The sequence below is a fragment of the Affinundibacterium baiyunense genome, assembly GCF_018139645.1.
Taxonomy (GTDB): Bacteria; Pseudomonadota; Gammaproteobacteria; order Burkholderiales; family Burkholderiaceae_D; genus Undibacterium; species Undibacterium baiyunense.
In genome coordinates, this window is sequence record NZ_JAGSPM010000003.1 from 109425 (window position 1) to 135067 (window position 25643).

Genomic DNA, 25643 nt, shown 5'->3' on the forward strand with positions numbered 1-25643 from the left:
CTAACAAAAGTCACGACTAACTGCAACAAAATCACCAAGTAAGTGACTCATATCGACCAAGCGTTTGGCAACCAGATGGTGTACTTTTCCATCGGTTTGCCAAATGCCATAGACACCCAACAACTTGGCATTCAATACTTCATGCCGAAATTGGTCTACCAAAGCTGGCCAGACAATCACATTCACCGGACCAGTTTCATCTTCTATCGTTATAAACAAAACGCCCTTGGCAGTACCAGGTCGCTGCCTGACTGTCACTAGGCCACAACCACGTGCGAACTGTTTATTTTGAAACTTATGCAATACATCTGATGGGAGAAAGCGCTGTTTTAAAAGTCGCGATCTGAGTAAAGCAATTGGATGTCGTTGTAAAGTTAACCCTGTGCTGTGATAGTCGCGCAAAATTTCTTGTGCCTCGCTAGGTGTACTCAGCTGCGCTGGTGATTCCGCAAGCGTTGTAGGGCGCAGTAAATCTTTGTCAGGAACGGCCGCAACTGCTTGCCATAGTGCTTGATGACGATTACCAGTCAATGCAGCTAAAGCATTTCCATCAGCCAAAGCTTCGAGGTCAGCACGATTTAATTGCGCACGACGTGCTAAATCTTGAATGTCGTGAAAGACCGCTTGCTGACGCGCTTGACTGATCCGCTCTGCCGCCGCTTGCGACATACCACGCAATAAAGACATCCCTAAGCGTACTGCAGCTTGTTGTTCGCTATGGCTTTGTAAGGGTAAGTCTTCCAACTTCGCATCCCAATCGCTATACATCACATCAATCGGTCGTATTCTAATTTGGTGACGTTTAGCATCTTGCACTAACTGCGATGGCGAATAAAATCCCATCGGTTGCGAGTTCAATAACGCACATAAAAATACCGCAGGTTGATGACACTTAATCCAACAACTGGCATAGGTTAATAAAGCAAAACTTGCTGCATGGCTTTCGGGGAATCCATATTCACCAAAGCCTAGCATTTGATCAAATACCGCTTGCGCAAATTCTTTTTCATAACCATTTTTCACCATGGTGTCGACGATACGGCTTTGATAATGGGCGAGCCCACCTTTACGCTTCCATGCTGCCATCGCACGCCGCAATTCATCGGCTTCACCTGGCGTAAAATCAGCAGCGACCATCGCAATTTGCATCACTTGTTCTTGAAAAATCGGCACACCTAAAGTGCGCGATAAAACTTTTTCTATCGCTGGTGTGGGATAAACGACTGGTTCCAATCCTTGTCGGCGTTTAAGATAAGGATGCACCATCCCACCTTGAATTGGCCCAGGGCGCACAATCGCAACCTGCACTACCAAATCATAAAAACAACGGGGTCGCAAGCGTGGCAACATACCCATTTGAGCGCGTGATTCAATTTGAAAAACACCGATCGTATCGGCTCGACAAATCATGTCGTAAGTAACGGCATCTTCCGCAGGAATATCTTGCATCCGTTGTGGGCAACCGGGGATTTGTCGCATCAATTTAAAAGCGCGTTGTAAGGCAGAGAGCATGCCCAATGCCAACACATCGACCTTGAGTAAGCCCAATGCCTCCAAATCATCCTTATCCCATTGAATAATGCTGCGCCCTTCCATACTCGCTTTTTCAACAGGAACCAAACGCGTTAATTTATCGCGCGCAATCACGAAGCCGCCACTGTGCTGGGATAAGTGTCTTGGAAATTTTAAAAGTTGATTCACCAAATCAGCCCATTGTTGCGCGATCATCGATTGCGGATCTAAACCGCTTTCACTAAAACGTTCTAACAAAGCTTCTTTGCTATCAAACCAATGCTGAGATTTGGCGAGTTTGTCGATTAAATGTGCGTCCACACCAAGTGCTTTACCAACCTCACGCAAAGCACCACGCGGCCGATAGGTATGTACCGCAGCCGCTAACGCGGTACGATGTCGACCATATTTTTTATACAAATATTGAATAACCTCTTCTCGTCGTTGATGTTCAAAATCAACATCAATATCGGGTGGTTCGCCACGTTCTTTCGATAAAAATCGTTCAAATAATAAGATGCCATTTTCTGGGCTGACTTCAGTAATGTGCAAGCAATAACAGACCACTGAATTAGCAGCAGAGCCACGCCCTTGGCACAAAATATCTTGCGAACGAGCAAAGCGCACAATGTCATACACCGTTAAAAAATAAGCTTCATAGGCAAGATCATTAATTAAATGCAGTTCATATTCAATTTTATTTCTCGTCGCTGCACTAATGCCATTCGGGTAGCGTAGTTGCGCCCCGGCATAGACCTCTTGGCGTAAAAATGAAGCGGGGGTTTGTCCTTGTGGTACCAGTTCATCTGGATATTCATAGCGCAACTCGCTCAATGAAAATTGGCATAAATCGGCGATGCGTAAAGTTTCTTGTATTGCAGATGCAGGATAAATATTTCCCAATCGTAAACGTGAGCGCAGATGCTGCTCCGCATTTGGCGCTAAATCATAACCACAATCCGCGATTGCTTTGCCTAAGCGTATCGCTGTCAAGGTATCTTGTAGTGGTTTGCGTGAACGTACATGCATGCATACATTGCCGATAGCAACAACGGCCAAACCGAATTCATGTCCTATGATTTGCAATTGTTGCTGTTGCCAGTCATCCATCGCTTGCGTTAACAAATGCAAACCTAACCAAGTACGTTGCGGGAAATGACGAGCCATCCATGCGGTCTGCGCTCGCACTACTTCTGGTTGAAGTGGATAAGCTGGCACTAAAATTAATAAGCAATCAGGTAGACCCGCGATGTGCTGTAAATCTTGAGGTGGATCACTAAAGTCTTCAGGAGTAAGCAGATAGCTACCTTTAACAACATTCGCACGCATTCTAGCTAGGCTAATCAATTCGCAAAGGTTACCGTAACCATCCCGATTTTGTACTAACACGATGATCCGCATCTGCGCTAACTGGGGTTCTAGCAAGCTTGCTTCTAATTGAAAAACGCTCCCGATAATCAAAGGAAAATTATGCTTTAGCGCTTCTTCATGCGCGCGCACCACGCCAGCTAGCGAACACTCATCAGTGATGGCGAGTGCTTGATAATTGAGTTTGACTGCACGCGCGATAAGTTCTTCTGCATGTGACGCACCATGTAGAAAACTAAAATTGGTTTGACAGTAAAGTTCGGCGTAATGAGGAAGCATAATGACTTGCTACTGCTTTTATTGATTCTTCTACGTTTAATGGTTCTATGTTTATTAGCTTTACGTTTATTGATTCGGTATTTATGAATACCCATACTGCGTTTATTCATTCGGCTTAAATGTGCCCAACATTTGCAAATACAAAAAATGTTTATCCAAACACGCCATGTAAAAACCAAGCTTCATCTTCTTGCATGAGTTTTTCTTGCCCTATGCGTTCGCGATAAATCCAATAACGATAGTAGTTACTGCATTCAGCAATGAAATAATCGCGGGTCACCAGTTTCCCATTCCACCAACCTGCTTCTATCCGTTCTGCTGCAGACAATAGTTTTAAACGCGATCCATAGTAAGGGCTGTGTTGCCTGACATTGAGTGCAAGAGGAACTTTCAGCAGCCAACTCGGACGCGGATTATTAAATGCTGATATCTGCGCTTTACCAGCGGACTTTTCCAATACCGAAACCCAACGATTCGCAACTTCAGGGCGATGATCCGCACACGGCGCGGCTTGCAGCACTTGCTCTGCACCTAAACGAGCGATCAAGAGTTCTAATAAACGACTTTCACTTTCGCTTTGGCTAGTTTGATCAGGAAATAAAGAAGTATTGAAAGCTTGTCGTGCTTCTATCTGATGAACTTCTAAACGTATTGCAATCGCTGGGCTACCAAGTTGCCACTGGGCGAGTTTTTCTTTTAATAAACGTGTAATGTGTTCTTCTTGCCAGCAAGCTTGCGCTAATGAAATCGGCAATAAGCTCGGTGCGAGCGCTTGACGACCACGCTCATGTTCAATGATCAAACTAAATTCCTTCATAGCTTTCTGTTGTTGATTCAGCCAACCACATAATTGCAAAACCAAACCGCGTGTGAAATGAAAAATGATGTCGGTTTTATCGATGCGGTCAGGTAACTCACAACGCGCATGAAAACGATCAGGAACCGTAATCCATTGGTGTAAGGCGACTTGCTCGCCATACGCAATATCCAAAGCATTCAACAAGGCTTTGCCACAACGCCTTTGCAAACCAGCGCGGGGCAAATGGCGTAATGTCCCCAAATCAGTACACGCGATGCCTTGTAACCAATCAAGATAAGTCTGTGCGCTTGGAAGTAAATAACAAGGTAAAACATCCAAATGTCGCGCTAAGTGTCGATTGCTTAAACAAATTTGCAACTGGCGCGATCGCACTTGCTTGCTGGCTGACTTTGCTGATGTTTTTGTCGATGTTTTTTGTGCGCTTGAATGTGCGGGTATTTGTGTATTCTTTTGCGCCAATAAACTAGCAGCGCTGGCGTTACGTGCGATCCCAATTTGCGCACTAAGTCCCATATCACACAAGTCTTGTTGAATACGGCGATACAGTCGTCGTACACCACCAAATAAACGCAAACTAGCAGCGACTTCAATCTGAATAATATCGGCATGCTGTTCGCAAAAACACACTTGTGGCGAATACTGTAAAAGACTCATCGCCACTTGCTGACGCAATGCTTTTTCTAATTCAAGATCACGTTGTTTGATCACAGCTTGTTCGCACAATAAGCCTATGCTGTTTTGCCGCATGCCAGGCAATAAACCATACACGCGAAGCGCATCACTCAAAGCATAAATACGCTGTTGCTCACAAACGACCAGCAGATGTTCGGCTTGCAAAGGTGATTGATCGCGCTGCGGATCAGCTTGAGCTTCACTAAAACCATTACCCCACCAATGCGGATGAAACACCTCCAGCGCGAGCTGCGGTAGGTAAATGGCTATCCACAATGGAGGAATCAAGCTTGGCATGATGTTGACTATGAAGCTGGCGCTGGAATTGACTATAAAGTTGACTATCAGGTTGGCTATCAGACTGACTCGTTGGTAATAAACATTGCGGAACAAAATCCTTGATTGGTAAAACAATGGGCTTGATCTGCTGCGCCCCTCGTCGCTTAAACACCTCAATTTGTAAACCCGTATGTTGGCGTGATAGTTTTAGTCTTAAGGGTGCAGGCGAAGGGCTGAACTGACTTTCCCACGGACGTATCAGGCAAAACAAACACCGCCCCGCTTGGGCTGCCAAATGCAAGCGACGTAAAGCATCAGCGGTAAATCGATGACCCGTCGATTGCCACAGCAATAAGGCACTGCAAGCTTGATTCTTTACAATCTGCTCTGCTGCCCACAAAGCATCTTGTGGTTTGCTACACGGTAGCCATAACACCCGCGATAAATCTAGACGCAAAGCAGAAAGTGCCAGAATCTGCGGTTGATAAGGTGTATTCAAAAAAATGATCCTGCCCTCTTTTAATTGCGCTAATGCCGGGCTCAGTAATTGCAATTCCGCGCTGCCAGCTTGCTGTACTAATAATTCAGTTAAATTCGCTAAAGGCCAACCTGCTCCAGGTAATTCCTTAGCCAACGAGGGATATGCACAGTCCAAATAATCGCCAAAGCTACGCCCCAACTGCGATGCGCGCCACAAAGACGGGTGCAGATTTTCCAAATTGACATGAGGACGTGGTGATGTAGCGGAAAACATAATAAGCAAAAATACTGAATGGATATACAGTATATTCCTTGTTTAAGGCTTTTTCAAAGCTTTGCTTAAATATTTTTTTGCCTGCTTTTTACAGAGGTGACCAATAGTTTTTACCTAGCAAATCAAGCAATGCATCATGCATGCGGAAACACAATTTCGCTAGGTTATTAACAACATGCTCACCTGAGCAATTTTACGGAGTTACCAAAATGAAAAAGATGGCATTACCAATAAATTGCATAAATCGAATCTGCCTACAAACAAGGTCGCAATGAATCGAATAACGATAAAGAGACATAAGACGAGCTGCAGCTACCTCACTACCAAACTGGCATCAAGCAAACTAAGACAGCAACCGATGAGATGCCTCAAGAAAACAGTTTCTCTTTTTTGCGCTTTTGTCGATTTTCTGGCGCTGATGCCCGCCCACTTGTTTCTTCCTTTCCCTCTATAATTATTTTTGGTTTTTTAAAGCAAGCAGTACAAGATATTTTTTGACCTCGCGAGCATGCAATCGCTAGCTCCAAAAAAATAGAATTGTGCGACTTCATATTGCGATTTTTTTGTGATGATTTTCTCTTACGAAGATCCGCAATTTATCCACAAGTCGATATACAACATCGCTTACTTTAGTGCACTTTAAAAATCATTCTGTCGACAATTTTTTGAGGAAAAACGATGCACATCGCATGGGAACAATTTACGCCGTTTACTGCAATCAGTGGCGGTTTATTAATCGGTTTAGCATCAGTTTTATTGATGGCAGGAATTGGCCGAATTGCAGGTGTGACAGGTATTCTTGCGGGCATTTTTACTGGCCTATTTCAACCCAATAAATCCGAATGGTCATGGCGCCTTGCATTTATTCTCGGCCTCGCTGTTAGCCCCTTTTTGTACAGTCTATTTGCTGAACTGCCTGCCATCGATATGCAACTAGATTGGTCTGCAATTTTGTTTGCTGGTCTCATCGTTGGCTTCGGCACCCGACTCGGTTCTGGTTGTACAAGTGGGCATGGCGTTTGCGGTATTTCACGCTTATCACCGCGCTCTATCATCGCCACCATCGTGTTTATGGCTGCGGGTTTCGCGACAGTTGCACTAATTCGCCACATCCTTTAATTGAGATTAATTTTTTATGTTGATTAACGTTTTCATCGCTGCAATCAGTGGCATTATTTTTGGCTTAGGCTTGATCATTGCTGGCATGGCAAACCCAACTAAAGTGTTGGCGTTTCTAGATTTGTTTGGTGCTTGGGATCCATCTTTGGCATTAGTCATGGCAGGTGCAATCGGCATCGCTATTTTGCCGTTCACTATCCTAAAAAAGAAGACCTTAGCGTGGTCCGGCCAGCCACTGCGTTTTCCTAAAAAAACGGATATTGATGGTCGTTTAATTGTTGGCAGTTTGTTGTTTGGAATAGGCTGGGGAATCGCTGGAATTTGTCCTGGCCCAAGCATTATTTTACTCGGCGCAGGGATTGCTAAAGGCGCTGGATTTGTACTGACGATGTGCTTAGGAATGTGGCTTGCTGATCGCTTCAACCAAATAACAGCGCGTCGCAATCCTAGCCAAATCAATGACTATAACGACGACTAATTTTTCTTCAAAAAATTCAGATATTCGTAAAAATAAGTAAGAACAAGGACATCACAAACTGTCGTATAAATAAAAAATGCCTCGTCCGATTTTCTAAGCAGAAAATCCAAACGGGGCATTTTTATATCTAAAGAAGCAACTTATTCGAATATATCAATAGACTTTCTCGTAATTTGTAAATTCCCCACTAGCATAAGCTTATGTTAACATCGTGTTTTTCGACATCGCTTCTTCATCAAGAGAAACATCGCAATGGATAACGTAGCAACTTCGGCTTCTTCGGCACCCGTCATTAGCGCTAGCGCACTTGAACAACACTTCGCGCCATTTAGAGAACAAATCATCGGTATCAATCAACAATTTGAGTCACCTTACGGCACAAAAAATATTGTTTATACCGATTGGACAGCTAGCGGACGCCTATATCGCCCGATCGAAGAAAAATTAATCAACGTATTTGGTCCATTTGTTGCCAACACCCATACCGAGACAACCATCTCCGGTACTGCGATGACCTTGGCGTATCACGAAGCCAAACACATTATTAAGAAGCATGTGAATGCCGATGACAACGATGTGTTGATCAATGACGGTACGGGCATGACGGGTGTGGTGAATAAGTTTCAACGGATTCTTGGTTTCAAAGTACCAGAATCCTTAAAAGACTATTTCTCACTACCTAAAGATAAACGTCCCATCGTTTTTATCTCACACATGGAGCACCACTCTAACCAAACTTCTTGGTTGGAGACGATTGCCGATGTTGAAGTGATTCCAGCTGATGAACAAGGCTTATTTTGTATTGATAACTTAAAAGCTTTACTGCACAAGTATCAAGATAGAGCAATGAAGATCGCGTCCATTACTTCTTGCTCGAATGTCACTGGGATTAAGACTCCCTATTACGAAGTCGCTAAGTTAATGCATCAAAACAATGGCTTGTGCTTTGTGGATTTTGCTTGCTCCGGCCCCTATGTTGAAATCAATATGCATCCAGCTGATCCGGAATGCTATTTAGATGCGATCTTTTTTTCACCGCACAAATTTTTAGGTGGCCCTGGCACTTCCGGCGTGTTGGTATTCAATAAAAAACTCTATCGCAATATGGTGCCCGATTGCCCGGGCGGTGGCACAGTGACTTGGACTAATCCTTGGGGTGAACATCAATACATCGATAATATTGAAAGCCGTGAAGATGGCGGTACGCCCGGCTTTTTACAGGTCATCAAAACTGCATTAGCCATACAGCTTAAAGAGCAAATGGGCGTTGCCAATATTTTGGCTCGCGAAAAAGAAATCACCGATTTTGTATTTGCTGAACTCGGAAAAATCCCCAACTTAGCTATACTCGCCCCTCAACATCAAAATCGTCTTGGTGTGATCTCTTTCTTCATCCAAGATTTACATTTTAATCTTGGCGTTAAACTGCTAAATGATCGTTTCGGCATTCAAACCCGCGGCGGCTGTAGCTGTGCAGGTACTTATGGTCATTACTTACTCAACGTTGATCAAGAAACTTCACATAAACTCACTGACCAAATTAGCTCTGGTGATTTAACGAGCAAACCTGGTTGGATACGCATGTCAATTCATCCGACAACGACCAATGCCGAAATCGCTTATGTTTGCGCCAGCATTAAACAATTAGCAGAGCAACATCAAGAATGGGCAACTGCATATCGTTACGACTGTGCGACTAACGAGTTCCTACACAAAGAAGCAAAACCAGTCGAAGCAACTATGGTGGCTAACTGGTTCGCAGTTTAATTCGTCAATGATGCAGTATCGCTTACCCAAATCACTAAATCACTAAACCACCAACGGGTAAGCGATCAGTGAATCAAACAGATTCATTTAGCAAACGTCTTGAGAAATCAAGAAATCACCAATTTCACGTATACTACATTTTCTTCTGTCGCGCAGACTACTAAGCACGTCCTGTTCTTATCACCTCCAAGCTCTCAGAATCATCGCAATTAAATGCCAACTCGATACAGTCTTCTACTGCATCGAGATTTATCTCATTTTTAAGGAATTTCATGTCACAAGTTCAATCCTGGTCTGCTATCAACGATAGTGCTATTTCAGAAATCAACGTACGTCAGCAACATCGCCCAAGCGAAAATTTCAAGTTCTATAGCAATACCTATGAAGCCAATCAAAGTATCACCATCAAGGCTTCACATAGCTTTCATTTGTATGTACTCAAAGGCAGTTGTTCTTTGATGGTGAATAGCCAAACTGTCGATCTGGATGCAGAACAATTTATACAATTAAAACATGGTATTTATACTTGCAAGACAGGCAGTGAAGGTCTGAGTATCGTTAAAGTGTTTAGCAAAACATCCAACAAATAAATAAGCAAATAAGAGATCACATGTCTGAAACAATAACATCCGATGAAGGCACTTTGATTCAAGAATCACGCGTTTGGCAAGCGAAAGGCTGGACCGCGCGCGTGATAAAAAATGAAGAGGATGATGGCTGGGCAGTTGCGATGTACAAAGATGGTGAAGCGGAAGCAGCGCTAATTGGCCCATGGACAATGGGACGCGACAAGAAAAATCCTAAGCCATTAGATCACAACGCATTCAATACTTTAGTCAAAACCGCAAGTGAGTTTGTACGTCGTCATGAACAGCAACTGCATGCGAGTCTGAACAAAAGTTTAATGCTCAATGCGGATGACACTGATTACAAAATTTGTTTGCAAATCATTCCGGATGAAGATGACCCACACGCTTATCTAAGTGCATTCAATAACAATGGCGAACAGATTGCGAAAATTAAAGTCCGCCCCGATTTCAAATTGAATCCATCTTCCGCAGCCAAGTGGTTAGAGCAAGGTTTTCAACGCCTCGACTAGGCAGCTCAATAGCTCAAAAAAAACGCGCAATCAAGGTCAATTGATTGCGCGTTCGTACTACTATGATGTTGCGATTAAATACGTAATTTCCGGTAAGATCTATTTCAAAAACAGCTAACAACTACGCCAAATTAAAACGTGTATTGCACACCAACTGAGAAATTATTAACTGTATTTTTCTCGTCACCGATTTTTACACGGCGTGATTCGAACTCACCACGCAATGCGATTTCTTTGCTGACTTTATAAGTCAAACCTAAACCAGCGACAGGCTGTGTTGATTTCGTATCTTCAGAGAATGAAAACGCCGATGGAACGTTCGCTTTCGTATCAACGGAAACACGCGCAACGCCCAATTTCGCGAAGCCACCAAATTGCTCAGTAAAGTCATGCTTGAGCACACCTGCCAATTCAAAGCCTGTACCCTTCGCTTCTGCTGATGCATTAACTGCACCAATCGCGGCATTTGCTTTTACTTTACCTAAGGAGAAGTAACTTGCTTCTACCGCAAAGTTTTTATCGATGTTATAACCACCGATCACTTTGTATGAATTCGTTGTCTTATCGCAGCTCACACCTGATTGATTGCAATCGACATTCCATTTAGATTGTCCAACTGTACCGCCAACATACACTTGTGCAGAAGCGGAAGCGCCGATACCCAAACCAGCGACCAACAACAGGGACACAAACAAATTTTTCTTCAACATATGAACCTCTATTAAAAGTAATCAAAACCAGCTGCTTCAATGTATGCACTGCTTTTGATCGCTGTGCACAACATGGAAGCGAGTCTAATGTTGGGGTCAAAGAAATCGAAATTTGTTTTACTAAGTCGTCTTATATAAACTAAGTAGTATTGAAATACAGTACCTTTAGTCAAAAAGTACGCATCAACTTTCGTACGAAGGCATCGCTAGCAGACCTCAAATAAACAAAACTGGCTACATAAAATTTCAATGCGATTCTATGTAACCAAATCAACTCCACAATTAAGTTTTACTTCGCTGAACAAATAAACGGGTACTCACGATTATCGATAATTGGCTCGATACCGAAGAAATCATTCAGCACTGACTCTGCCGTGCAGTAAGCGCCCTCCACCCATGCTTGATCATTTGAATACGCTTCACCAACAATAAAAATATTCACATCGGTTTTTTCCATCAATTGCGAAGGCTTACGAATCTTCTGCTGTACGTCACCGATATTAAAATGCGACGCCCATGCGTGGTAGCCAGCATTAAAAGGTGGCAATGACCAATCCATATAAGCAGCTTCAACAGGTGCTGGCACCATGCTGTAATCTGAATTAGGACCAAAATGAATTTCAGCTAATTGTTTACGCAGCATTTTGACCATGCGTGTTGGAACCTTTTTCGGGCCTTGCAAGGTCTGTACATTTTCATTCGTAGGAATGTGTTGCTCTTGATTTGGTTCTAGTTCCATCTCTTTCCAAAACGTCGTATAGACTTCATCGTCATAGCTGGCTAGCAAGCCATAGATAGGTTTGGCTTTGGTATCACTGGCGTTATTACCAAAATACACGACTTGACGAATTGGCGTGTCAGTCACGCTAGGGCCTATCGTGTTATTCAAAGTCACTTGTAGTAAAGCGTTTTCGTGTTTAAGACTTAAACGCTCTTCCGTGATCGCTTCCACTGCACCGATCAAATCTGCAGAACTCGCATAAGGAATGCCAACTAAACTACTTAATGCTTTTAAAGTTGTCTTCGATAAACCCATAGCCTTTAATTGCACTACTGCGCGTTGGGTCACTTCGTAGCCTGTTAATTGCGGCATATAAGTCGGTGGATTTTCTGCGTCCGCAGTCCACCATGGCGTATCAAAGAACATTCCAACTTTGTAAGATGGTTGCATGATGGCGGCCTCTAAATACAATTGCACTTTACGGTGATTGAGAACATCAGTCACGCCCGCATCAGCATCAAAGCGAGAACCTTGTGCCACCTGCTCAATCGCATGGCGCGGCATCGCTAACCACGCAGCATCGGTCGTTTTGGTGCCAGCTTTTTTCCATGGATTTTCACGTGTTGCATAGCTGTAGTGAATGACTTTATCTTTGGCAACGATAGATTGCAGGCGCGTATTCGGTTGATAGTTGAAGATCACGCCCTGCGCTTTAGCGAGCTTGACGATTTGCTCGAACAAGGCGTTAAACATGCCTGAGTAGCCGATATTAATCGTCTTATATTGATTGCCCGGGGTGAATTCATTATTCGCTTGAAACGCGTAAGCAGAGTTCCAATTGATCACATTGGAGCTATAGCCATTGCCATCCGCTGCATAGTTATAGCCTTCACTGCCTAATTGGTCGTACATCAAATTCCAGTAACCGATATCTTTTAATTTATCGCCTTTTTGATAAACAGAGGCATCGCCCGTTTCCACCTTAATCACGCCGTCACGATAAAAAGTATCCCATTGACGACGGGTCAGATTTTTGTTCACTGATAATTTTTCTAAGGTCGAGAATCCATTATCTGGCGCGCCATCTGCGCCATAATGATCAACGTGATAAGGCGCAGGATTTTGCGAAGTAATTTGGTTTAAAAAAAAGTTCTTACTGCGCAAATAGTAAAGAGGGTTCGTCGATTCATTAAATGGCACAGAATATTTGTCGAGCCCTAATTGCTTGATGACCGTCGTGACGACTCGATGGCCGGGTGCAGTGCCGTTGTTCGCATCTTTTGCATTCATATCCCAATCGGAATAACGCATACCGCCGAGTTCTAGGTAGGACTGTGATTGATCATTTTTGTAGTGCCAAGTGCAGATACGCGCACCCGCAGCGCGAGTACCGGGAAAGGCTTTAGAAAAGTCGTAACGTCCCCAATCGTAGAGCTCTAGGGTGTCGCCTTTTGAGAGCTTTTTACTTTTATCTTTACTGTTTTTGACCTCACCATTGAGTAAGCGCCATGCGGTGTATAAACCGGCAGCACCAGCACCAAAGATAGAATATGTCTTCGCATTTGAATTTGCTTTTGCCATGAAAGTCTCCTACTAAATAATTAGAATGATTGGAACAATTAAAATAATTGATTACTTGTTGATGACTAAATACGTGCTTACACAGGTAAAGTTTCGTTTCCCAGACGTGCCATCTGTTGTGGTAAATCTTTTTCTGGAATACAAACTTCCACCAAGACTGGCTGTGATTTGATTCTTTTAATCAGTGGTAAAACACGCTTCAACTCCTCTACTGTCTCGACTTTAAATCCCTTAGCGCCAAAGGCTTGCGCCAGCGCCATGTAATCCCATTTGGGCAAGATGTCGAAGCGATCAAATTTGTGCTGAGGACCTGCCTGAAAGGCGGTGATATCAACGTACACTTGTTCAATCGCATACACACCATTACTCATAACAAAGATCACTGAGTTCAAATTATTGCGAGCCAAGGTAGATAAAGATTGGCAGACCATCATAAAACCACCATCACCTGCTATCGTTAACGCGCGTTTACCGCTACCTAGTTGCGCGCCAGAGGCGGCTCCAGTTTCGAATCCTATGCATTGCCAAGCTGCGGAGCTGATATAGCTGCCTTGTTTCATACCGATTGCATTGCTGGCGACATACATCGCACTACTCACGCCATACACCATGACGATGTCGTCTAGCATTTTCTGATCCTGCAAGAATTTCATGGTGTGTTGGAAGAAGCGGTTGTAAGTGATGACTTCTGGCTTATCTTTCCAACGCACATCCGAGTTTGATATCCACGGCTCGGGATAAACTGGTTTGGCTGAAGCGTGTACTTTTAGCGGGTATGACTTTGATTTCTGAAAACGCTTCAAGAGGGCTTCCATAAAATCTTGCATGAACACATTTTCGTATTGGAAGTAACCAACCCGCATTTGTCCGATGGAACTTTGTATCATTTGAGGGTATTTATTTTCCATCAGCCACAAATAGTCATCAGTCAAAATCGTGCCCAGTGAAATGATGCAGTCGGCTTGTTCAACCGTTGTGATCACACTGGAAATAGAAGCTTGATCAGCATACGTTCCAATAAATTGCTCGCCCACTTCATCGACCACGGTTTTTCCCAAAGTGCTCGTTGTATAGAGCATGCCACTGGCGTCGATGATCTTTTGTAGTAACTTGCTGAGACCAAAACGCAGCACTTCCACGCCAGCAAAGATCAATGGCTTTTTCGCCGCAGTGATTTGCGACCATGCCAATTCCACGGCGTTTTCTAAAGCGAGTTTTTCACTTGTTAGTCGCGCGGCTTTCAACGGTGTTGGCGATGGTCGAGGACAAGCCTCGCCCCAAACTTCTTTATAACAAGCGATATACACAGGGCGACGATGCGTCAATGCGGCGATTAATAAGGCATCAATTTTCTCGGCAGCCCCCACAGAGGTGCTCAAAGTTTCTGCTGCAACGGTGACATTCTTGAACACATTCTGATCAGCATCTAAATTACCAGTGGAATGGTGAAAAATCATGCCGTACATATTAGTCTGATTGCGCATATCTGCGCCCGGACAAGCACTGATCACGACAATAGGACTGCGTTCAACATAGGCACCAGCAACCGCATTTAAGGCACTAAAGGTACTGACACCATATTGCAGGGAAACCGCAGCAAGACCGCGCGTACGCGCATAGGCATCAGCTGCATAAGTCGCGTCTAATTCATTGATCGCACCTATCGTGTTAATGCCATCAAAATTTTCTAAAGCTTGGGTGAAATGTTTAACGTAATCACCAGGAATTTGAAACACATCGGTGACATTCAGCTGCAATAAGCGAGTTAGCAGATAATCCGCTACGGTAAATGGTTGGGAACGCATGAGATATCTTCCTTGTCATTAATTAACCGGGCGACCTCAACCTCACAAATTGTGATCAATAACGATCAGCACAAACATGTTGACAATCGCAAGTCCGATAACAGCAAATTACATGCCAGTTAATAAATTAACTTTGAAAATATCAAATTTAAATAGCGGAACGTAGCATTGATCTATAGGAGAATACGAATTACGCGGCAAGTGATTCTCGATCAGCTATTCCAACTATTCAGCGTGTTGCCAATGAATAAAGGCTCATCAATTTGACGTGTTAATGATTCGCTTACACGCTAATGCATACCGATACAGGCTAAAATAAAAAGGCACAGACAGAGTTTCCTCTGTCTGTGCCTTTAAACCTGAACACCCGAGTTTAGTTAAAGTCCCTACTTGAAGACCTTATGACTACGGCTAACTCATCCTTCTAAATGATAACGTGTAATCAAATCCACTTCATTTTTTGAGCCTAAGAACACTGGCACACGTTGATGCAATGCGCTTGGTTGAATATCTAACATACGTTGCTTACCATCGGTTGATGCGCCGCCTGCTTGTTCGACGATCATCGACATTGGATTGGCTTCATACATCAAACGCAGTTTACCAGCCTTATCCGGTTCACGCTTATCAGCTGGATACATAAAAATGCCACCGCGATGCAAGATACGATGCACGTCTGCCACCATCGAAGCGATCCAGCGCATATTGTAATTTTTATTCAGTGGGCCAGTTTTACCTGCCAGCATTTCGTCCACATAACGTGTGACTGGCGGATACCAGTGACGCACGTTGGACATATTGATTGCAAATTCTTGCGTATCCACCGGAATTTGAATATTACGTTCAGTCAGTACCCAAGCACCCATTTCACGATCTAAGGTAAAGCAATTGACGCCATTACCAGTCGTGAAAATCAACATCGTTTGTGGGCCATAAATTGCGTAACCTGCGGCAACTTGTTGAGACCCTTTTTGCAAGAAATCTTGTTCTGTTGGCGCGCCCATACCCTCTGGCGCTTTTAAAACCGAGAAGATAGTACCAATCGACACATTCACATCGATATTGCTAGAACCATCAAGTGGATCGAACAAGAGCATGTATTCGCCTTGTGGATAGCGGTTCGGAATTGGGTGGATGGTTTCCATTTCTTCCGACGCCATCGCCGCCAAATGACCGCCCCACTCGTTCGCTTCTAACAAAATTTCATTGGATAAAATATCGAGTTTCTTTTGCACTTCGCCTTGTACATTCTCTGAATGCGCTGTACCCAAGACTTCGCCCAATGCACCTTTACCAACCGCATGACTAATAGTTTTGCAAGCACGTGCAACAACCTCGATTAACAGGCGCAATTCTGCGGGGATATTATTATTGAGCCTTTGCTCTTCGACCAAAAAACGGGTCAGACTAATGCGTTTCATATTGTTCCTTCTTTAAAATAAATCTGGTGATTGTTCTGTTGGCGATCCTTACGCCGCCAAAGCCTTCGTTACCACTTCTAATACATCCTTAGATAGTTTCTTCGTCGCTGCTACTTTTTGCAAAGCCGCTTTCATTAATGCTTGATTAGCTTTGGGATACTTGGTCCATCTATCCATGCTACGAGACAAGCGCGCTGCGACTTGCGGATTGAGTTTATTCAAGGCAATCACGCACTCAGACCATAAAGCATAACCACTACCGTCAGCCGCGTGGAAGCGTGCTGGATTGGCGTTACAGAAGGCGAAAATCAAACTCCGTGCACGATTCGGATTACTCATGCTAAACGCCTTGTGCTGCATCAAAGCGCGTACTTGCTCCACATCCGTTGTCGGCGCCGTCGCTTGCAGTGTGAACCATTTGTCGATCACCAAAGCTTCGCTTTCAAACTCTTTGTAGAAGTGTGCTAACACTTGTTTGCGTGTCTTGCTATGCGCTTTATCCAAAGCTGAAGAACAATGCAACATCGCGCTCAAAGCCGCGATACGGTCAGTCATGTTTTCTGCTTCTTGATACTGGGTATGCGCTAAAGCATAGGTGGCTGCGTCTGGCCACTCGACTAAATACGCTAAAGCGCAATTTTTCAATGCACGCTTGCCCGCAGATTGTGCATCAGGGCTGTATTTGCCTGGCGTCAAATTGTCTTGATAGGCTTGCAGCAAATCTGCCTTCAAATGCTGCGCCAGAGTCGTGCGCACAAATTGACGTGCAGTATGGATACTATGCGGATCAGCGATTGCCATTTCCTCCGCAATCATCACTTCAGACGGTAAGGTCAGCACCAATTCACGGAAGGCAGGATCGAGATGTTGATCGTTTAAAGTCTTACGCAATGCTTGTATGAACAAATCATCTAAGCTCAATGCTTCACCCTTTTGTACCGCACTTACCAAGTTTAACGAACGGCGCATCGCCAATCGTTGTCCAGCTTCCCAACGACAGAACGGATCGCTATCGTGTGCTAACAAATGCGCTAATTGCTCGTCGCTATAATCGTATTCCAAAATCACTGGTGCAGAAAAATTACGCAAGATTGATGGCGTGACTTCACGATCAATATTGATGAACACAAAGCTTTGCTGCGCTTCTTTTAATTCCAAAATCTTGGTCGTAGCAATCGCAGATTCACCTTGCAATTGCAGAGGAATATCGTTTCCTTCTGCATCAATCAAACCGACGGCGACAGGAATATGGAAAGGTAATTTCTTTGCTTGCCCAGCAGTCTTAGGACACGATTGACTCAAGTTCAAGGTATACGTTTTTGCATTGGCGTCGTAGCTAGCATGCGCCTTCACATGTGGGGTACCGGCTTGGCTGTACCAACGTTCAAACTGCTTGAGATCGCGGCCATTCGCATCCGCCATCGCCGTACGGAAATCATCGCAAGTCACCGCATGTCCGTCATGACGCTGAAAGTATAAATCCATCCCTTTGCGGAAGCCTTCGTGGCCCAGCAAGGTGTAATACATGCGCACTACTTCGGAACCTTTTTCATACACAGTCACGGTGTAGAAATTATTGATCTCGACGAACGAGTCAGGACGCACAGGATGCGCCATCGGACCTGCATCTTCAGGGAATTGCAATTGGCGTAGCACGCGTACATCTTCGATGCGTTTGACCGCGCGCCCAGTCTCGTTGCCAACCAGATCACCAGAAAATTCTTGATCGCGGAAGACGGTCAATCCTTCTTTCAAAGACAATTGAAACCAGTCGCGACACGTGACGCGATTTCCCGTCCAGTTGTGAAAATATTCGTGACCAACTACCGATTCAATCCCTGCATAATCGGTATCGGTCGCCACGCGAGAATTCGCTAGCACGTACTTGGTATTAAAAATATTCAAGCCCTTGTTTTCCATCGCGCCCATATTGAAATCGCTGGTGGCGACGATCATGAAACGATCAAGATCCAACTCTAAACCAAAACGCTCTTCATCCCAGCGTATGCTGTTTTTCAATGAATCCATCGCGTGTTGGGTTTTATCGAGATTGCCCTCTTCTACCCACACTTGCAGCAAAACTTGACGGCCGGATTTGAGCTTATATTTTTCTTCTTGGCACACCAACTTACCAGCGACTAAGGCAAATAAATAAGACGGCTTTTTGAATGGGTCTTCCCACTTCGCATAATGTCGACCATCATCAAGATCACCTTGCTCTATCAAATTCCCGTTAGAAAGAAGCACTGGGTACAATTTTTTATCACCGCGTAACATAACGGTGTAACTCGCCATCACATCAGGGCGATCAGGGAAATACGTGATCTTGCGGAAACCTTCCGCCTCACATTGGGTAAAGAAATTACCATTAGAAACGTATAAACCCGACATCGTAGTGTTTTTGTCGGCGGCAATCGCCGTTTCAATTTCCAACGTCACCTGATCAGGTGCATTGCTGATCACTAGACGTTCTTTATTCAAGCTGTAAGCGGACTTTTTCAGATTGACACCATTCATGCGCAATTGCAGCAGCTTGATATCTTCACCAAACAAGACCAAATCTTTTTCCGCGCTATCATGATTGCGCCGCATCGTGATACGGGTAGCAACATGGGTACGTTGCGGGTGTAAGTCGAACCCCATCTCTACGGTATCGACCCAAAATCCGGGAGCAACGTAGTCTTTACGATAAATCGTGACGGGAGTAGCAATATTCATGTCCTGCTCTGGTTTTCGCATAAATTTCACCCAAATGAATAAAAACAACTGTCGAAAGTGGTGTTATTCGGCAGAAAAAATTGGAAGCGCATATTTTACCAAGCACAGACACTGGAAGGCTGCAAATCTCAACAATTGCAGTGAGATAATCGTCACAAGGTAATCAAAGCAAGCTGAGATGGGGGGGAAATCAAGAAATTAGATAAAAATCCACCACAAGCAGAAAAATATTGTTACCAAACTCGGATCGTTCACGTTTATTCCTTATTCATTCCTTACTCATTCCTTATTCGATACTAATGGAGTTCGAAGTGAGATTTTTTAAAGTGGTATGCAAACCGTTTCAAGCACATCGAGAATTTCGACGTTGATCTATGACAGCGACTTTCGTGACTTTGTGGATCATGTTAGAGTCACAACAATCGATGCAATTCACTTGGTTCTATGTAGTTCTAGTATCATCGAGCAATACCGGAGGCAAACATCATGAAAAAATTTACAGCTAGCTTACTCATATTCAGTGCTTTTTTACTTACAGGATGCGCGAGCACTTTCACCAGCAATATCAAGACGGTTAATCAACTACCGGAGGTATTACCGCAAAAATCCTACACCTTTGTTGAACATGCCGAACAAGCTAAAGAACCAGAATATTTACATGCGACCGAAGACCTTAAAGCACGTTTGCAAGAATTAGGTTTTAGCGAGGCTGCAGCTGAAAACGCAGCGCTAAAAGTTGGCTTACAACTGATCTCGATTCCCGGCAATGTTCACGTCTCTTCACTATACGGGCCAGTCAGTTACATCGTTACCCCATCTGGTCTGGTGATTCCTATGGGAGGCTTTAATTCCTTCCCTATGTATTCTGGCTTTTTGCGCTACCCCTACTACCCTATGCGAGTACGCTCCGTGTTCTATCCACGTTATATCCGACCAATTTATTCACCTTGGGCATTTGGTCGTTTAAATGATCCATTTTATGGAGCTCAGTTAGAGGCTCGCCAATACTTTGATCATGGCATTGAAATCAGTATTAATGATGCAAAAACAGGAAAATTATTGTATTCAGTCACCGCAAAAACAACTCAGGCTGATGAGAATATTGATCCTTATATCGCCTTACTAGTAGAAAGCGCTTTGCGTGAATTTCCAAACAAGACCGGTGAAAGCAAAGTAGAAATCGAGTTAGAAAAATAAGCTTGTTTCATAAAAATCTATTAGCACCATCAAAAAATGCCCCGATACAACAAAGCATCGGGGCATTTTTATTGGGGGTATTTTTATAGGCGGTATTTTTTGCCTAACTTGCTGGTCCACAAAAGCAAAAAGTCAGCTTATTTTTTACACTGCTAAATCTCGCAAGGCATGGCTGAGAGCACGATCTACCAAAGAATTGGCCAAAATAGTGCTGACTGTTCCGGCTCGATATTTGGCTTCCAAATCCGTGTTTGTAATAGAAAATGCCTGATCTCCTTGGCGATTTGCAAAAATAAAGCTACCGCGTTTCGGGCTAATCCACGCTAACTTATAGCGGGTCACTTGTTCTGCATCTTCGCTAAAAGCCAGCCACATTCCTCGCTCTAAAGCAGCGACCTCTTTACTTGCCTCGTCTTCTTCTTGGACATTTTTGTCATGCACAAATCGCTCTAATCGACGGTTACTAGCACGCTGTGCGATATTGACGGCGATTTCCAATTGACGACGAGGCGACAATTCCAACGGAGCTCGGGCCATCGCCGCATGACGTTCAGCTAGCTTGGAGAAAAATAAAACACGGTCTGGTTCATCCCACCGAATCGCATTCAACCACGCATTGAGTAAAGTCAGCATTGCAGGTAACTTTGCAATCAACTCTTTACGCTCTTCTGGGCTATTCTTGGGTTTAAGACTCCAGATCAAATCATCCATCGTCTTTAAGGCATTTTCCAACGCATGCGGTTTTTCTTCTTTAACGCTATGCGCAATAGTCAAAATGCGTATCCACTGCTCTTCTAAGAACACTTCTAAGAAACCCGCTACCTCGCCAGTTTCGACCCGGATTGCCACATCATGTTCGGCAAATTCCCTTGCGATTCGCATCTTTTCTGCACTTAATGCGGTTTGTACGGGTTGGCTAATCGCCATCTGCGCTTTCGATTCTTCTTCCTTCAAATACGATTCTAAATCTGAGACGACATCGGAAAACAAATCGATATGCTCATCAAACTCGGATTGCACGCGCTCTATTACATCGCCAATCACGCCTAGTAATGGGTCTGGATTGCTAGACTCTTGATCTAACAAAATACCAGAGCTACCGAGCATATCGAGTAAGGTGCGCGCTGGATGTGATTCTCTAAAAAAGAAATCACGATCAAATAAAACGACTCGCACAATCGGAATTTGTAATTGCGCAATCATGTTTTTCATATCGCTGCCCAAGCTTGGATCAGCAAAAATATAATCAAACATTCGAGCAAGTAATTCAATTGTGTTCCGCTCGAGCAAACTGAGTTTTTGTGCTGACGGCGAATGCAACACTTTGTGCAAACGCGATCTTAACTGCGTCGTATTACTCTCAGTTTCTGCATAGCGGATTTGCATCTCACGCAAATCTTCAAAAAACTGTTGGTCGATACTCGCTTTGTCAGCATGATCTTCTTCCGCATCATGATCTAGTTGATTGGTCAAGGTGTCGCTAACCATCGCTAGGCTACTCAAGCCGTGATCAGGATCGGTGTACGGTAACTCAATTTGTCCGGAAAATACGCGCTTCAATTTATCTTGAAGATACGGATCCATATTGAACGATTTTTGCACAGGCAAATAAACTGAATTCCCGGTTGAAGCATCCGCCAAATCGTCACCATCTGGACGAATACCACGCGCCATTAAGGCTTGGTTGATTTCATCTAATATAGGATGCAATTGCAAAAACACCGCTGGCTGCAATAATCGCAAAATTAATAAATGCGAAGCGGGATTGGGATCTAATTCCATCCACGCCTGATGCACCGCTTTTACAAAGATTTCAGGCCGAAAAGGATTTTGCGAAACATCAATTGGCATGCGGTTTAATATGCGTCCTATCAAAGTGTTAAGCATCACTAAAGGTTCCGCATTCAACACTTCTAGCGCATGACTCGCATTGCGTAGCAAAATCTTGCCTTCCATTTCCTCATAGGTTTGCGCCGTGTTGTCTAAATACTGCTGATCTTTCTTGACGCGTTTTCTTGTATTAAAAACACTTACCTCGCGACTTAAAGCAGCATTAATCTGGCTCGCGACCAGACGATAAAAGTTTGTACTATTTCGCTTTATGAGTTGATGGGCATCTAGACTAATACGCGCCTCTTCTGGTCGCACTGCTTGATCAGAAAGTTTAAATAATTGTTCTGCCAAACGATTGGACAGTGCCTCTAGCTGAGAGGAGACCAAATTCGTAGCCAACGGCACCATACTTTGTAAAATCAATAAACGCGAAGCACTCGAAGACTCCAAGACTTTATTTTCACGCAAGTGCCCAGTCGCGGGCTTGCCTACGCTGGTAGCATCTTTCGCTGCATTTGCAACAGTTGGAGAAATTGGCGTGGAATCCATAGCTTACTCAGAATAATGATTCAAATCGGCAACAACCATTTTGCACTAAGGCGTATGATAAGCCTCGGTCGCGAATGTGATTAGCACAATCAATGCAACTGCAGCTAACAAAATAAGAAGAAGTCGCCCGAACTTGGGGCTGCCATCATCCTCAGTAGAATGCTCTTTGGTTTCTGGGGAATTCTCTGATGCCATAAAGATTTGTTGCTTTCCCAAATTAAAATTTAAGGACAAACGGAATGCTTGAGTATAAGTTGTTTTCCATTAATTCGACTAGTCGTTCTCAAGCCGAGGAAAAGAAAAATAAGCATTCTCTAAGATTGAACGAGAAAAATTATTCTTTTAATTATTCTTTTATAGCACCAAGCGCATTATTTACGACTCAACAAATACATCCCGACAATAACTAAACTGGAACCAATTAACTGCCAAACGGTAATCGCTTCATTCAAAAAAATATAAGCGAATATCAAGGTTGATACGGGACCTATCATGCCAGCCTGAGACGCCTTTGGAGCACCTATCTTCTGAATGGCAAACATCGTTAGAAATACCGGAAACACAGTACAGGCGATCGCATTTACAACAGATAAAGAAACCACTTGCCAAGACTGAATCAAATGATCGATCGGTTTCAATAACAAAAACTGCAAAATACATGCCACACTCGAGACGCACATAGCGTATGAAACCAAACGTAATGAACCAATTCTTGCAACCATTTCGCCAGACTGAATCAAATACGCGGCATACGCCAACGCAGATCCCAACACCAAACCCGCGCCAAGGATAACCTGATTCCCATTAAAAGAAAGATCATGCATGAAAACCAGTACGATCCCGAGATAGGCTATCCCAAGTGAGAGGTATTCAATTGGACGAATTGAGCGTTTGAACCACCACACATGGATCAGCAATACAAAGGAAGGCGTTAAAAACAAGATCAAACGCTCAAGGCCAGCCGAAATATATTGAAGTCCTAAAAAGTCTAAAAAACTCGACAAATAATAACCAACGAATCCTAAACCTACTAAGCGCCAACGATCTGTCGAGGCGAGTGGCGCTTGTTGACGGCTTTGCCACCACGCGATTGCGCCAAAGACTGGCAAAGAAAAAAGCATGCGGAAGGCGATTACCGTGACCGCATCAAGCTGATATTGATACAACAGCTTAGCGACTATCGCTTTTGCTGAAAACAAAATTGCCCCAGCAATTGCCAAACTAAGACCTATCAGTTGCTTACGACGATCAAATTGTGTGGACTGCAAGAATTACTCCCCATAGTAGAAAATCGTAGATCACGCCCAGCAAGACTATTCGTCACTGTTAGAGACAAAATTAAATCGGCAAACGAATATCAAAGCGCGCACCACCAATTTCCGATTTAAGAACCGACACACTGCCGCCATGCAACAAGACAATCTGCTTCACGATCGACAAACCCAAACCAAACCCGCCAGTAGCACGATCGCGACTACGATCTAGACGATAAAAAGGTTCAAAAATCTTTTCCATATCGTTATCGGGAATACCTGCGCCATCATCTTCTACGGTAATCAAGCATTGATCGCTGTCTTGCCGCACTGAAAAAATAATCCGCTGCTCGGCATACTTGAATGCATTCTTCAATAAGTTTTGAATTGCGCGAACAATCAGACGTTGATCGACTTGAAGCAACAAATCGTTCTCCGCTAAAACTGTCTGCAGTTGCAAATGTGCGGGCATTGGCGGTAAATGTTGCAAACATTCTTCGACCAAGACTTTAGCATCCAGTTGTACCTTACTTAGCTGCCCTTGCGCTTCCAACTTAGCCATATTGAGTAACTCAGATACTAGCGTATTCAACTCGCTCAAATCTGCTTGCATCGCCTGAATTCTTTGCTTACGTTTTTCTTGCTCAGCACTCGCCTGCTTATCCTCCACTTCACTGTCAGCGCTATCCTGCAAAATTTCTAGCGCAAATTCTAAACGTGCGATTGGCGTTCTAATTTCATGCGAGACTGAATGTAAAAGATTTTTTTGCGCACGAATCAGCTGTTCAATCCTGCCCGCCATCAAGTTAATTTGTTGCGCTAAGGGATAAATACTTGCCTTGCTCGAAGTTGTCGCACGTGCAGATAATTCCCCCTCGCCAATCGCAGTTGTCACGCGGGACAGAGCTTGAATATCTCGCCAGTGCGCTCTCGACCAAAAGGCAATCGGAATCAAGAGGACAAAGGCGACAATGACAAAACGAACGATCTCAAGTCGGATATTAAACCAATAATCAATCGGTAAATTTTGTGCATACAAGACATCTTCGTCACTACCGATATAGCGTTCACCATCAAGGTCAACACGACGAAACAATGCACGATTCGCAGCATCTATGACGATTTTACCGTTTTGCAATTTCTTTACTTGAGCACGATCGATTTTCTCTAGCGCTTGCGCGAGCGGGATCAATTCAAATTGAACTTGTGAAACTTCTCGCACCTTATTTAAGCGCGCTAGCCACTCATCCGTCGCTGCCTTATCAATATATTGCTCAATCAAAAAAATTTGCGGCGCTGCCTGACGCTCTGCATTCTTTTCAATTGGATCACCGAATAACCCAGTAATCACGGCATACACCAGCACCGTGGCGAACGCGATAGACAGTAATACGGGGATTAAAAAACGTAGAAAGAGGCGATTCACGAGTACCCTCGGTCGCCATGTATGACTGCTAGATTATTGCAAAAACACCACATTAAGATTCTCCTCGCCAGCTATTTTATAAGAATGTCTATGCCAAACACGAGATTTTTAAGCGTTTTCGTAGGCTTTGCGCACATTTTGAAACTTTGTACAAATTGACGACAAATTCCGTTTAATTCGAGGAAGACTTGAATTTGAATCAATTTTAAGATGTGAACACTGCATGCAACACTGTTGATAGCAGAGCGCATTCACACTAACACACTGACTTAATCCATTTAG

Annotated in this window: 17 protein-coding genes; 6 read left to right on the top strand and 11 right to left on the bottom strand. The window is 43.8% G+C overall.

The annotated features are described in order from the left end of the window. The 3 genes from KDM92_RS06115 to imuA all read right to left on the bottom strand — a co-directional run bounded on the left by KDM92_RS06115 (nt 1) and on the right by imuA (nt 5684). Nucleotides 1-3159: an error-prone DNA polymerase gene (locus tag KDM92_RS06115; RefSeq protein ID WP_212683523.1), complete on the bottom strand. Its 3159-nt coding sequence runs from the start codon at nt 3157-3159 to the stop codon at nt 1-3. Between the two features lie 151 nt (nt 3160-3310). Then, on the bottom strand, nt 3311-4948 hold the full coding sequence (locus KDM92_RS06120; protein ID WP_212683524.1) for a Y-family DNA polymerase: 1638 nt from the start codon (nt 4946-4948) through the stop codon (nt 3311-3313). Then, complete coding sequence (imuA, locus tag KDM92_RS06125) at nt 4863-5684, bottom strand: translesion DNA synthesis-associated protein ImuA (protein ID WP_212683525.1); 822 nt, start codon at nt 5682-5684, stop codon at nt 4863-4865. Before imuA ends, KDM92_RS06120 begins: the two co-directional genes overlap by 86 nt. A 678-nt stretch (nt 5685-6362) precedes the next feature. Between imuA and KDM92_RS06130 the strand changes: the two genes are divergently transcribed. The 5 genes from KDM92_RS06130 to KDM92_RS06150 all read left to right on the top strand — a co-directional run bounded on the left by KDM92_RS06130 (nt 6363) and on the right by KDM92_RS06150 (nt 10147). After that, the gene (locus KDM92_RS06130) at nt 6363-6803 is read left to right on the top strand and encodes a YeeE/YedE family protein (protein WP_212683526.1); all 441 of its coding nucleotides are present in this window, start codon (nt 6363-6365) and stop codon (nt 6801-6803) included. 16 nt (nt 6804-6819) lie between these two features. Next, complete coding sequence (locus KDM92_RS06135; protein WP_230408204.1) at nt 6820-7281, top strand: YeeE/YedE family protein; 462 nt, start codon at nt 6820-6822, stop codon at nt 7279-7281. Nucleotides 7282-7533: 252 nt separating this feature from the next. Beyond that, on the top strand, nt 7534-9048 hold the full coding sequence (locus tag KDM92_RS06140) for an aminotransferase class V-fold PLP-dependent enzyme (RefSeq protein ID WP_212683527.1): 1515 nt from the start codon (nt 7534-7536) through the stop codon (nt 9046-9048). A gap of 272 nt (nt 9049-9320) precedes the next feature. Then, entirely contained in the window at nt 9321-9638 is a 318-nt protein-coding gene (locus tag KDM92_RS06145) for a hypothetical protein (RefSeq protein ID WP_212683528.1), read from the top strand. A 20-nt stretch (nt 9639-9658) separates the two neighbouring features. Continuing rightward, nucleotides 9659-10147, top strand: coding sequence for a hypothetical protein (locus tag KDM92_RS06150; RefSeq protein ID WP_212683529.1), 489 nt, complete (start codon nt 9659-9661; stop codon nt 10145-10147). A gap of 131 nt (nt 10148-10278) precedes the next feature. Here the strand turns inward: KDM92_RS06150 and KDM92_RS06155 are convergent, their stop codons facing one another. The 5 genes from KDM92_RS06155 to pepN all read right to left on the bottom strand — a co-directional run bounded on the left by KDM92_RS06155 (nt 10279) and on the right by pepN (nt 19103). Continuing rightward, nucleotides 10279-10857, bottom strand: coding sequence for an outer membrane beta-barrel protein (locus KDM92_RS06155; RefSeq protein ID WP_212683530.1), 579 nt, complete (start codon nt 10855-10857; stop codon nt 10279-10281). Nucleotides 10858-11146: 289 nt separating this feature from the next. Next, entirely contained in the window at nt 11147-13159 is a 2013-nt protein-coding gene (locus KDM92_RS06160) for a flavin monoamine oxidase family protein (protein ID WP_212683531.1), read from the bottom strand. A 77-nt stretch (nt 13160-13236) separates the two neighbouring features. Next, nucleotides 13237-14964: an alpha-keto acid decarboxylase family protein gene (locus KDM92_RS06165; RefSeq protein WP_212683532.1), complete on the bottom strand. Its 1728-nt coding sequence runs from the start codon at nt 14962-14964 to the stop codon at nt 13237-13239. Between the two features lie 416 nt (nt 14965-15380). Then, on the bottom strand, nt 15381-16385 hold the full coding sequence (locus tag KDM92_RS06170) for a class 1 fructose-bisphosphatase (protein ID WP_212683533.1): 1005 nt from the start codon (nt 16383-16385) through the stop codon (nt 15381-15383). A gap of 48 nt (nt 16386-16433) precedes the next feature. Further along, nucleotides 16434-19103, bottom strand: coding sequence for an aminopeptidase N (gene pepN, locus KDM92_RS06175; RefSeq protein ID WP_212683776.1), 2670 nt, complete (start codon nt 19101-19103; stop codon nt 16434-16436). Between the two features lie 486 nt (nt 19104-19589). Between pepN and KDM92_RS06180 the strand changes: the two genes are divergently transcribed. Beyond that, nucleotides 19590-20300 (top strand): DUF4136 domain-containing protein, encoded by a 711-nt coding sequence (locus KDM92_RS06180; protein WP_212683534.1) that lies wholly within the window; start codon nt 19590-19592, stop codon nt 20298-20300. A gap of 144 nt (nt 20301-20444) precedes the next feature. Here the strand turns inward: KDM92_RS06180 and KDM92_RS06185 are convergent, their stop codons facing one another. The 3 genes from KDM92_RS06185 to KDM92_RS06195 form a co-directional block, all read right to left on the bottom strand. Then, on the bottom strand, nt 20445-22682 hold the full coding sequence (locus KDM92_RS06185; RefSeq protein WP_212683535.1) for a DUF1631 family protein: 2238 nt from the start codon (nt 22680-22682) through the stop codon (nt 20445-20447). 371 nt (nt 22683-23053) lie between these two features. Beyond that, complete coding sequence (locus tag KDM92_RS06190) at nt 23054-23950, bottom strand: DMT family transporter (RefSeq protein WP_212683536.1); 897 nt, start codon at nt 23948-23950, stop codon at nt 23054-23056. Nucleotides 23951-24020: 70 nt separating this feature from the next. Beyond that, nucleotides 24021-25361: an ATP-binding protein gene (locus KDM92_RS06195; protein ID WP_212683537.1), complete on the bottom strand. Its 1341-nt coding sequence runs from the start codon at nt 25359-25361 to the stop codon at nt 24021-24023. Nucleotides 25362-25643 lie beyond the last annotated feature (282 nt).